This is a genomic window from Roseiarcus sp., from assembly GCF_052145395.1.
In the GTDB taxonomy this organism is placed as follows: domain Bacteria; phylum Pseudomonadota; class Alphaproteobacteria; order Rhizobiales; family Beijerinckiaceae; genus Roseiarcus.
The window spans coordinates 1-4,528 of record NZ_JBKQOT010000086.1 but is presented as its reverse complement, the minus strand read 5'-3'; the positions used below and the strand labels follow the sequence as shown (position 1 = coordinate 4,528).

Below are 4,528 nucleotides of genomic sequence, written 5' to 3'. Positions count from 1 at the left end.
GATCGAGCGGTTCATTCGCCCGGTCTGTTCAGGCGCCATATAGGCAAGGGTGCCGGCGATTACTTCGGGCGGCTCGGGCGCCTGACGCTCGCGCGGCAGGCGCGAGGCGATGCCGAATCCGGTGAGCCGCGTTCGCCCGTCGGCGCAGTTCATAAGGATGTTGGCCGGCTTGATGTCCTTGTGGACGAGGCCGCGCTGGTGCGTCTTGCTGAGCGCCGAGGCGATGCCGATGGCCAGACGCAGGAAGCGCCCGGTCTCCATCGGCGCGCCGAGAATACGGTCGAGCGGCTCGCCGCCCGGGTCCTCAATCAGGAGCTGAGTCCGGCCGCGCTCTTGCCGAAGCTCCAACGGCCGCGCGGCCCAAGCGGCGTCAAGCTCGTCTCTCAAAGCGTATTCGTGGGCGAGGCGATGAAGCACCAGCGGATGATGGTCCGATGCGGGAAACGCGATCAGAACGGGCGGATCCCCCTCGTCGCCAGCAACCCGACGTCCGCGGCAGAGGATGCGCTCGCCCTCGTCCGACAGGAGTTCGAGATCGCAGAATCCCTCGACGTCGACTTGAAGCCCCGGATGCAATTCCTGGATTCCGCCGCAATCGGCACGCGCCGCCAGTGATAGTGCCGTCGAACGAGGCCTAGCGCAACCTCTCGATATACTCATTCCCCGCAGCAGGCGTCGTCCCGAAACTGCCGCGGGTTGAGCGCTGCGTCAGAATCGAGCGCGGATCGGATGCACGCTTGCAGGTCCTCGTCGCGGAAGGGCTTCGTCAGGTAGCACTTCACGCCGGCTCGAAGCGCCCGTGTCCGCACGACTGGATCCGGATAAGCCGTAATCAAGATGGTCCGTATGGTTTCACCGGACGCGACCAGCCGAGCATGAAGCTCCGGTCCCGTCAGCCCCGGCATCTGCACGTCAGCGATCAGGCAATCGACCCGGCCCCGGCGATCGAAATTCAGGAAATCCTCGGCGCGGTCGAAGTCGACGGCGTCATAACCAAGCGATCTGAGGAGACCTTTTACGGCCTCGCGCATCGACTCGTCGTCATCGACGACCGCGATAAGAAATTTGTCTTGCAACGTCGTTTCCTGACGGCCGTACGGGCAACCGCGAGCCTCGCCCCTTCGCCAGACGTTGATATAGTCTCTTGAGGGACAATTCTCCGCCAATGCATACAGGTATTGCGATTATACACTCGTATAGCTTCACCAAGTCCTTGTAATTTGTACGCGGTTAGGTCCATGCGGCGTCAATGGTTTGCTCCGCCGACGTCGGACCACCCACGCGAGGCCAATTGAAGGTTCGGCGAAGACGCTATGCGAAGGTATAGATCAGGCAAACGATCTGGCGCCCCTGCCGTCCCCTCATCCAATATTTTTCGTGCGCCGAGCCAGGTAAAGTTCTGTTTGCGTCCCAGCCATCCTCCCTGCTGCGGCGCATCCTCCCGCGGGCCAAGAGTCCCCCGCTTGGCCCCATTGAGCCCCTCCTGACGGAGGGGCTCTTTTTTCGCCGACTTGCCGCGAGGGCAGGAGCAGCGGGTCGCTACAGGTCGACGCCGGCAGGTTTCAACTTTTCCGCCATCCGGGCCAGATCGGGAACGGAGGAGGCCTTCATCTTTCGCATCACTTGGCTCCGGTGGACCTTTACCGTGATTTCGCTGATGCCCAGATCTCCCGCAATCTGCTTGTTGAGCCGGCCGGCGACGACCCCGGCCATCACCTCGCGCTCGCGGACGGTCAGTGTCTCGAAGCGCTTTCGCATCTCAGCCGTTAAACTCTCTGCATCCAGTCGAGCCCGGTCTCGAGTCAGGCCGAGTTGAATCGCATCCAGGAGATCCTGATCCCTGAAGGGCTTGGTCAGGAACTCGATCGCTCCTCCTTTCATCGCCTGGACCGTCATTGGGATGTCGCCATGTGCCGTGATGAAAACGATCGGGAGACGGACGTGTCTGTCGGCGAGCTCTCGCTGGAGCTCGAGGCCACTGCGGCCGGGCAGCCTGACATCGAGCACAAGGCAGGAGGGACCCTCCGCGCGGTGCGATTGAAGGAATTCGTCTACCGAAGCCATTAGCTTCGGCTGAAAGCCGACTGATCGGACGAGGCTGGAAATCGACTCTCGCATTCCCGGATCATCATCGATGACGAAAACGGTCGGCTTGCTTATCGGTGCTGTCGGCATGGTTGGCGTGCGTTCGTGGAAACTTTGTAGATTATAGCATGGCGAACGGCTCCTGTGGCGGCAAGGCTTGGGCGCTGCGGGCCCCGACTTGGGCCGCGATTGCGCACCAAATGTTGCGCAGCGGATCTTGAATCGCACCAATTGGCCGGCAATTATACAGAACTGCGAAGAGAGTCCTGCCTGTCCCTTCGGTAAATTCGTGGGCGTCAGCGCACTCCTGGCCCTGACGGAGAGCCTCCGCAGGCGATCTGTACGCCCTGCTGGACCCGGTCTGTGGCGACACCTACGGGCTCTCGTTCTAGCTCTCAAGAAAGGCTGGCGTTTGGCCTCCTTGCTCGAACGGCACCGTCAGGATCTGAGAAGCGAATTCCGTGTCGAAGCCTTCTTCCCCTTCACGCAAGCGAGAAAACTGGCGCCGGACGAAGGGAATCGTCGGTTAGTGAAATTCCTTTGGCGTCATTGGCCCAGCCCCCACTCCAGAGATCGGCTGCTTGGACATTTGTCCCGCCGCACCCGCAACCGGTGAACAGAAGCCGCCCCAAAAGAGCGCATCGGCGGCCGCCGACTACGGCGTGTATGGTCGTTCCGGCGGCATGCCGTTGACACGGAGGCTGCGCAAGTCCGAAGCGACGATCGTTTCGACGGCCGCCTCGTCGAGGTCGAGATCGCCACGCGCAGCCATCAGCATCCGCCCAGCGAGCCGGTCGAACCTGCCGGCGCCGATCTCAACGCTGAGCCGCGCGGCGAGCGTCGGCGGGACGTCGAGTCCTCTTTCGAAGAGCCGCGGGATGTCGGTGAGATATTTCCGCCCCGACTCGCTCTCGAGCTGCCGCTCGGTCATGGCGGTGCGCACGAGACCCGGGTCCATCGCGAACACTAGCACCCCGGAGCCGACGAGCGTGTCGGCGACGCATTCGGCGAAGCGGAGCAGGCCCGCCTTGCTGGTCGCGTAGCCCGAGCCCATCGGGAAAGAGACGGCCGTCCCGCCGCCGGTCATCACAATGATACGACCGCGCCCGCGCGCGATCATCCTTGGCAGGGCCGCGCGGCAGCAGTTGAAGGTCCCGAAGGTGTTGGTCTCGATGTCCCGGCGCCAGTCTTCGGGGTCGACCGTCCAGATCGGCCCGTAGGCGGAAAAGGCGCCAGCGTTGTTGGTGAGGAGGCTCACCGGGCCGAGATCGCGTTCGATGGTCGCGAAGGCCTTGGCGACCGCCTCGCCGTCGACGATGTCGAGCGGATAGGCGCGCGCGGCGCCGCCCTCCGCGTTGATAGCGTCCGCAACCGATCCGATCTCCGCGGCGGTCCGCGCCAGGAGGGCGACCTTCGCGCCTTCCTGGGCCTGCATTTGCGCGATCGCGCGGCCGATGCCGCGGCCGGCGCCGGTGACGACGGCGACTTCGCCGGCAAGTTTCATCGTCAAGCCTCCCTCTCCAAAGCCGCGAGCCGCCAGACGTCCGGCGCGCTCGTTGGGCTCGGTGCGGCCGCGTCGCTTTCCCGCGCAGTCAACGCCAGCGGCCAGACCTCGCGGAGGATTCGCGGCCCCTCAGGTCCGGCATAGCGCGGCATGGCAACCAGCAGCATCTCGGCGAGGCGGCGCCCAAGTGGCTCGAGCCTGACGCTGAAGCCGGTCAGCGCCGGCGATAGATAGCCGCACAGCGGGCTGTCGACGATGACGATGACGGCGACGTCGCGGCCGGGCTGAACGCCGCGCTCGCCCAACGCGCGGCAGCCGCCGAGGGCGAGCGCATCGTTGTTGAACAAAATGGCGGTCGGCGGATCGGGGATTCTCATCAGCACGAGCGTGGCGGCGTAGCCGCCGGCCTCGTTCACCTCGCCCGTGGCGAGGAGCGCGGGATCGAACGCGAGCCCCGAGCGGCGCAACCCCTGCCGGTAGCCGCGGCGGAACAGGTGGGCGAAATTGAGCTCCGGCGTGGGACCGACGACCGCGATCCGGCGATGGCCGCGCGCTGCGAGCCGGGCGACCGACTGCTCGCCGGCGCGCACGAAGTCGAGATCGAGCGAGGGATAGCCTGTTCCGCCCGAAAGGCTGCGGCCGAGCGTCGCGAAGGGGAATCCGACCTCGCTCAAATAGTCGATGCGCGGATCGCGGCGCCGCGTCCAGGCGAGGACGATCGCGTCCGCCCAGCGCGCTTCGACCACGCGGCGTAGCCGCTCCTGCTCGCCGCCTGGCTGGTCCATCACCATAATCAGCTCGAGCCCGCGCTCGGCCAGCCCCGCCTGCAGCCCCTTCATGACCGGCACGAAGAACGGCTCGCCATATTGATGATCGCCGGGGTGCGGCTGGAGCAGAAAGGCGACGGCGTGGGTCGCCCCCTTGCGCAGGCTGCGGCCG

The 4,528-nt window shown here is 65.1% G+C and carries 5 protein-coding genes; all 5 read right to left on the bottom strand.

The window, feature by feature from the left end; translation table 11 throughout:
* Positions 1-576, bottom strand: a 576-nt coding sequence (locus tag ACLP25_RS02930; RefSeq protein WP_442467736.1) for a protein kinase domain-containing protein, incomplete at its 3' end; no start/stop codon positions are given.
* A gap of 80 nt (positions 577-656) precedes the next feature.
* The gene (locus ACLP25_RS02925) at positions 657-1,031 is read right to left on the bottom strand and encodes a response regulator transcription factor (RefSeq protein ID WP_442467738.1); all 375 of its coding nucleotides are present in this window, start codon (positions 1,029-1,031) and stop codon (positions 657-659) included.
* A gap of 508 nt (positions 1,032-1,539) precedes the next feature.
* Positions 1,540-2,175 carry a response regulator transcription factor gene (locus ACLP25_RS02920; protein ID WP_442467737.1) on the bottom strand — a complete coding sequence of 212 codons (636 nt, stop codon included), beginning with the start codon at positions 2,173-2,175 and terminating at the stop codon, positions 1,540-1,542.
* Between the two features lie 565 nt (positions 2,176-2,740).
* The gene (locus tag ACLP25_RS02915) at positions 2,741-3,589 is read right to left on the bottom strand and encodes an SDR family NAD(P)-dependent oxidoreductase (protein ID WP_442467735.1); all 849 of its coding nucleotides are present in this window, start codon (positions 3,587-3,589) and stop codon (positions 2,741-2,743) included.
* A 2-nt stretch (positions 3,590-3,591) separates the two neighbouring features.
* Positions 3,592-4,528: substrate-binding domain-containing protein (locus ACLP25_RS02910; protein WP_442467734.1), on the bottom strand; the 937-nt coding region annotated here is incomplete at its 5' end.